The 6,450-nt window shown below is 70.8% G+C and carries 4 protein-coding genes and 1 pseudogene; 1 reads left to right on the forward strand and 4 read right to left on the reverse strand.

The features are described 5' to 3' along the window. Positions 1–219: pseudogene (locus AOK11_RS22280) on the reverse strand (MBL fold metallo-hydrolase); the annotation flags it as partial. Positions 220–229: 10 nt separating this feature from the next. Next, positions 230–919, reverse strand: coding sequence for a maleylpyruvate isomerase family mycothiol-dependent enzyme (locus tag AOK11_RS22285; RefSeq protein ID WP_055595502.1), 690 nt, complete (start codon positions 917–919; stop codon positions 230–232). Positions 920–1,141: 222 nt separating this feature from the next. On the opposite strand from AOK11_RS22285, the gene uvrA reads away from it, so the two are divergent. After that, positions 1,142–4,063, forward strand: coding sequence for an excinuclease ABC subunit UvrA (gene uvrA, locus AOK11_RS22290; protein ID WP_055595503.1), 2,922 nt, complete (start codon positions 1,142–1,144; stop codon positions 4,061–4,063). A gap of 216 nt (positions 4,064–4,279) precedes the next feature. On the opposite strand, the gene AOK11_RS22295 is transcribed toward uvrA, so the two are convergent. Further along, complete coding sequence (locus AOK11_RS22295) at positions 4,280–5,188, reverse strand: carbohydrate kinase family protein (protein WP_055595504.1); 909 nt, start codon at positions 5,186–5,188, stop codon at positions 4,280–4,282. A 93-nt stretch (positions 5,189–5,281) separates the two neighbouring features. Beyond that, the gene (locus tag AOK11_RS22300; RefSeq protein WP_055595505.1) at positions 5,282–6,352 is read right to left on the reverse strand and encodes a LacI family DNA-binding transcriptional regulator; all 1,071 of its coding nucleotides are present in this window, start codon (positions 6,350–6,352) and stop codon (positions 5,282–5,284) included. Positions 6,353–6,450: the final 98 nt, after the last annotated feature.

Below are 6,450 nucleotides of genomic sequence, written 5' to 3' on the forward strand. Positions count from 1 at the left end.
ATCGGTGACGACGGACGCGATGCCGTCGTCACCGATCGTGCCCAGCAGGGTGTCCGCGTCGTTGGCCGCGTCGATCAGCAGCTGCTCGTCGGTGGCCCGGCACCGCAGCAGATAGGCGTTGTTGTTCATGGGCCCGACGGCGACCTTGGTGATCATCAGGTCCTTGAGTTCGTGCACGTCGGCCGATCCGCCGACCGTCACACGCCCGCTGTACGTCATGACGGCCAGCCTATAGCGGAGGGAGGGCGGGCAGGGTGCCGGACGTCACCGTCAGCCCCGAGCCGTCACGGCGCCCGGCGAGCCAGCCGAGCAGCTCGGCGGCCGTCCCCTCGACCGCGGCCGGGTCGCCCGGTGCCCCACCGCCCGTGGTCCAGGTCCGGCCGTCGTCGGTGGCCAGCCGCGTCGTGGGCACGTCCTGGTGACCGGCGAACCGCGCCACCAGAAAGCGGATCTCCCGCTCCGTGAAATCCGCCGGCAGGTCCTCCAGCTCGTAGCCGATCCCGAGGTCCACGTGGTGCAGTTCCACCTCGACCCAGCGCCGGAAGGGCAACCGCTCCGCCCGGTCGGTGACCCCGTTGCGCAGCTCCACCGTGCGCGACCGGTCTCCCGGGGCCGTGCTCGCCTCCTGGAAGCGGACCGCGCTCTCCCGCACGTCGTCGAGCTGGACGTTGAGGGGGCGCGGGGCGTCCCGCTCGATGTCGGCCTCCCGGGCGGCGCCGGAGACGTACATCGGACGACCTTCCAGGACGTTCACCAAGGCGTCCGCGTTGCGCGCGAGGTGGGCCAGTACGTGTCCATGGGTCCAGCCCGGAAGCCGTGACGCCTGCGTCACAGCGGCGTTGTCCAGTGCGGCGACCGCACGGAGCAGCCGTTCGGTCGCGTCGTGTACAGACGCCAGGTCATGAGCGTGATCCATCATGGCGCCGACCCTAGTCCCGCCACACCTTCGGGTGAAGGCGGCGAAGGAAGGCCGTGAATCGAATGTACGTGCTATAAGCTCGGGCGTGGCGTCGGGCATGCTGGAGAGCCGGGGATTGTTGTCAACCCGTGAATCCGACCGGCGTTGTCAGTGGCTCGCCCTAGTGTGGGAAGACACGGGGGCCCCGCCCCTGTCACTTCTCTCAGAAAGGTGCGGACCCGCGTGGCCGACCGTCTCATCGTCCGTGGAGCGCGCGAGCACAACCTCAAGAATGTCTCGCTCGACCTCCCGCGCGACTCGCTCATCGTCTTCACGGGTCTGTCGGGGTCGGGCAAGTCCTCGCTGGCCTTCGACACGATCTTCGCCGAGGGGCAGCGGCGCTACGTGGAGTCGCTCTCCTCGTACGCCCGGCAGTTCCTCGGTCAGATGGACAAGCCGGACGTCGACTTCATCGAGGGACTGTCCCCGGCCGTCTCCATCGACCAGAAGTCGACCTCGCGCAACCCCCGCTCCACCGTGGGCACCATCACCGAGGTCTACGACTACCTGCGGCTGCTCTTCGCCCGCATCGGGAAACCGCACTGCCCCCAGTGCTCCCGCCCCATCTCGCGTCAGTCCCCGCAGGCCATCGTCGACCGGGTGCTGGAGCTGCCGGAGGGCAGCCGCTTCCAGGTGCTGTCGCCGCTGGTACGGGAGCGCAAGGGCGAGTTCGTCGACCTCTTCGCCGACCTCCAGACCAAGGGCTACTCCCGCGCCCGGGTGGACGGCGAGACCGTCCAGCTCGCCACCCCGCCCACGCTGAAGAAGCAGGAGAAGCACACCGTCGAGGTGGTCGTCGACCGCCTCACCGTGAAGGAAAGCGCCAAGCGCCGCCTCACCGACTCCGTCGAGACCGCGCTCGGCCTCTCCGGCGGCATGGTCGTGCTCGACTTCGTCGACCTCCCCGAGGACGACCCCGAGCGCGAGCGCATGTTCTCCGAGCACCTGTACTGCCCGTACGACGACCTGTCCTTCGAGGAGCTGGAGCCCCGCTCCTTCTCCTTCAACTCGCCCTTCGGCGCCTGCCCCGAATGCTCCGGCATCGGCACGCGCATGGAGGTCGACCCGGAGCTGATCGTCCCCGACCCGGACAAGAGCCTCGACGAGGGTGCCATCCACCCCTGGTCGCACGGCCAGACCAAGGACTACTTCGCCCGGCTGATCGGAGCTCTCGCCGAAGCGCTGGGCTTCCGCACGGACATCCCCTTCGAGGGGCTGCCGCAGCGGGCCAAGAAGGCCCTGCTCCACGGCCACAAGACCCAGGTCGAGGTCCGCTACCGCAACCGGTACGGCCGCGAGCGCCGGTACACGACGGCCTTCGAGGGCGCACTCCCCTTCGTCAAGCGCAGGCACAGCGAGGCCGAGACCGACGCCAGCCGTGAACGCTTCGAGGGCTACATGCGCGAGGTCGCCTGCCCCTCCTGCGAAGGCACCCGCCTCAAGCCGATCGTCCTGGCCGTCACGGTGATGGAGAAGTCGATCGCCGAGGTCTCGGCCATGTCCATCAGCGAGTGCGCGGACTTCCTGGGCGCGATGAAGCTCTCCGCCCGCGACAAGAAGATCGCCGAGCGCGTGCTGAAGGAGGTCAACGAGCGGCTGCGGTTCCTGGTCGACGTCGGCCTCGACTACCTCTCGCTGAACCGCGCGGCGGGCACCCTCTCCGGCGGCGAGGCCCAGCGCATCCGCCTGGCCACCCAGATCGGATCCGGCCTCGTCGGCGTCCTCTACGTCCTCGACGAGCCGTCCATCGGCCTGCACCAGCGCGACAACCACCGGCTGATCGAGACCCTGGTCAGGCTCCGCGACATGGGCAACACGCTCATCGTCGTCGAGCACGACGAGGACACCATCAAGGTCGCCGACTGGATCGTCGACATCGGTCCGGGCGCCGGTGAGCACGGCGGCAAGGTCGTGCACAGCGGAGCCCTGAAGGAGCTGCTCGAGAACACCGAGTCGCAGACCGGCCAGTACCTGTCCGGCCGGAAGGCCATTCCGCTGCCGGAGGTCCGCCGCCCGTTCGACCCGTCGCGCCTCCTCACGGTGCACGGCGCCCGTGAGAACAACCTGCGGGACATCGAGGTGTCCTTCCCCCTCGGCGTGTTCACCGCGGTCACGGGCGTCTCCGGCTCCGGCAAGTCCACGCTGGTCAACGACATCCTGTACACCCACCTGGCCCGCGAGCTGAACGGCGCCCGCAGCGTCCCCGGCCGGCACACACGCGTGGACGGCGACGACCTGGTCGACAAGGTCGTGCATGTCGACCAGTCGCCCATCGGCCGCACCCCGCGCTCCAACCCGGCGACGTACACCGGCGTCTTCGACCACGTCCGCAAGCTGTTCGCCGAGACGGCCGAGGCGAAGGTCCGCGGCTACCTGCCCGGCCGCTTCTCCTTCAACGTCAAGGGCGGTCGCTGCGAGAACTGCGCGGGCGACGGCACCATCAAGATCGAGATGAACTTCCTCCCGGACGTGTACGTCCCGTGCGAGGTCTGCCACGGCGCCCGCTACAACCGGGAGACCCTGGAGGTCCACTACAAGGGCAAGTCCGTCGCCGACGTCCTGAACATGCCGATCGAGGAGGCCATGCACTTCTTCGAGGCCGTCCCGGCGATCTCCCGGCACATGAAGACGCTCTACGACGTCGGTCTCGGATACGTCCGGCTCGGCCAGGCGGCCACCACCCTGTCGGGCGGCGAGGCCCAGCGGGTGAAGCTCGCGAGCGAGCTGCAGCGGCGCTCCACCGGCCGCACGGTCTACGTCCTGGACGAGCCGACCACCGGACTGCACTTCGAGGACATCAGCAAGCTGCTGACCGTCCTGTCCGGCCTGGTCGACAAGGGCAACACGGTCATCGTCATCGAGCACAACCTCGACGTGATCAAGACCGCCGACTGGGTCGTCGACATGGGCCCCGAGGGCGGTTCCGGTGGTGGCCTGGTCGTCGCGGAGGGCACGCCCGAACAGGTGGCGAGCGTTCCGGCCAGCCACACCGGCAAGTTCCTGCGGGAGGTTCTGGAGCCGGGAAAGATCAGCGATGCCGCACGTTTTGTGAAGGCGCCGGTGAAGAAGGCCGTTGGCCGACGAAAGGCGGCAATCAAGGGATAGAGGCAGGCGGGCTGGGATCTGGCGCGTCCCCGCGAGGGCGGGGACGCCATACGCTCGGCGCCAAGGACCTCGCGGAAGAACGGACCATCCCCGCTGCGGCGGGGAAATCCAGCTCGCCTGCCGCTGGGTCAACGACTGACGTCGGGCGAAGCCACGGTGTCCTCCGTGCACCTGCCCGCCTGCCCCCGACCGGCAGCGAAACCGGCGGGGTGGTCGTCAGGCGGCTACTTCACGCGCGTACGGAGGCTCGGCGCCCGCGCGTGAGCAGGTGATCGCCGCCGCGCGCGCCGCGAAGCCGAGCAGCCCCCGCCAGCCGTCCGCGCCCAGCGCGGCCGCCCCCCGCTCGCTGAGGGCGCCCCGGGCCGCCAGGCCGTGCAGCAGCGCCGCGTTGACGGTGTCGCCCGCGCCGATCGTGTCCACCACCTCGACCCGCTCACCCGGCACGGAGTACTCGCCGCCCTCCCGGGTGAACACGGTCAGCCCGTCACCGCCCCGGGTGACCACGACCGCCGCCGGACCGGCCGCCAGCCACCGCGCGGGCGTGCCGCCGAGCCACCGGGCGTCCTCCTCGGACAGCTTCAGCAGCGACACCGACGGCAGCCAGCTCAGGAACCGGGCCCGGTAGGCGTCGGGGTCCGGGATCAGCCCCGGCCGGACGTTGGGATCCAGCGCGGTGAACACACCGCGCGCGTGGGCGGTGCGCATCAGCTCCTCGTACGCGCTCGCCCCCGGCTCCAGCACGAGGGAGCAGGTGCCGAAGGACACCGCGCGGGTGCCGTCCGGCAGCGCGTCCGGCACCGTGAACAGCCGGTCCGCCGTCCCCTCCACGTAGAAGGAGTAGACCGCCGAGCCGTCCGTCGCGACCGTGGCGACGGCGAGCGTCGTCGGCTCGTCACCGCGCTGCACCGGCGACACCACCACGCCGGTCTCCCGCAGCCGGTCCAGCAGCGCCTCGCCGAAGGCGTCGCGCGACACCCGGGAGCAGAAGGCGGTGGGGGAGCCGAGACGGCCCAGCGCCACCGCCGTGTTGTAGGGGCCGCCACCGAGCGCCGGCGTCAGCGCCGTGAGCGCATCCGCGCCCTGCGGTACCAGGTCGATCAGTGCCTCACCGGCTACGACGATCACGAGGGGCCCCTTTCGCGGGTTGCTGGCATGCCGGGTTGTCGGCTGCCGGGTCTGCTGTGGTGGGTCTGCTGCGTGTGCCGAGGCCGTAGGGGCTTACCGGGACCGCGCAGATCGTTCTTGGGGCTCCTGGGGCTCCTGGGGCTCCTGGGGGTCCGGGCAGCCGCAGGACGTGCGGTGCATGAAGGCGCAGGAGAGCCGTTCGGTCCGCGCGGGCCGGTCCGGTGCGGCGAGCCGGTCCAGGAGCACCCGGACGGCACGGGCGCCGATGTCCCTGCTGGGCTGGGCGATCGCGGTGAGCCGGGGGGAGAACAGGTCCGCCCAGGCGAAGTCGTCGAAGCAGCACAGTGCGATGTCCCCGGGCACGGAGAGACCGCGGGCGCGCAGGGCGCGCAGGGCGCCGATCGTCATGGCGTTGTTCCCGGTGACCAGCGCGGTCGGGGGAGCGCCGAGGGAGAGCAGGGCACCGGTGGCCCGTTCGGCGCCGGCCGACTCGGAGTCGCCGTGCACCAGGAGCCGTGCGTCGAACGGCAGCCCCGCACCGGCGAGGCCGTGCCGGTACCCGGTGATCCGCTCGGCGGTGGTGCTGAACCCGGGCCTCCCCGCGACCAGGGCGATCCGGCGGTGGCCGAGCCCGGCGAGGTGCGTGACCAGCCGGGCCGTCGGCTCCGTGTTCTCGGCGCAGACCTGGTCGAGGGGCGGCCCGCCCTCCCCGGAGCCCTCGACCACCCGGTCGAGGAAGACGGCCGGTACGCGATGGCGCCCGAGATAGGCGAGCAGCTCGCGCGGCTGGGAGGACGGGGCGACGATCATGCCCTCCACCCGCCGCTCGTGCAGCAGCTGCACGACCTTGCGCTCGTGCTCGGGGTCGTCGTGCGGATCGGCGATGAGCAGGCTGTAGCCGTACTCCAGGGCGGCCGCCTCGACGCCCTGGAGGATCTCGGTGAAGTACGGGTTGCTGATCGCCGACACCGCGAGCCCGATCGAGCGGGTCCGGGCGGTCACCAGTGAGCGGGCCAGCGTGTTCGGGGTGTAGCCGAGCTCCTCGACGGCATCCAGGACCGCCTGGCGGGTGTGCGGGAGGACCGGCCGTGTGCCGTTCAGGACGTGCGAGACGGTCGCGACCGAGACCCCGGCGCACCGCGCCACGTCCGTCATGGTCGCCATCGCCCACTCCCTTCGCGTACCGGCCGACGCGGGTTCCCGCCGCGGCTCCGTGACGGGAAGCTATCTCATCCAGCGGCAGACGTAAACGCTTGCGCAAG

Origin of the sequence: Streptomyces hirsutus (genome assembly GCF_001418415.1) — a bacterium.
Taxonomy (GTDB): Bacteria; Actinomycetota; Actinomycetes; order Streptomycetales; family Streptomycetaceae; genus Streptomyces; species Streptomyces hirsutus.

Bases quoted from the DNA above. Each gene is read 5' to 3' on its own strand.
- AOK11_RS22285 (WP_055595502.1), bottom strand. From the start codon at position 919: ATGATGGATCACGCTCATGACCTGGCGTCTGTACACGACGCGACCGAA.
- AOK11_RS22300 (WP_055595505.1), bottom strand. From the start codon at position 6,352: ATGGCGACCATGACGGACGTGGCGCGGTGCGCCGGGGTCTCGGTCGCG.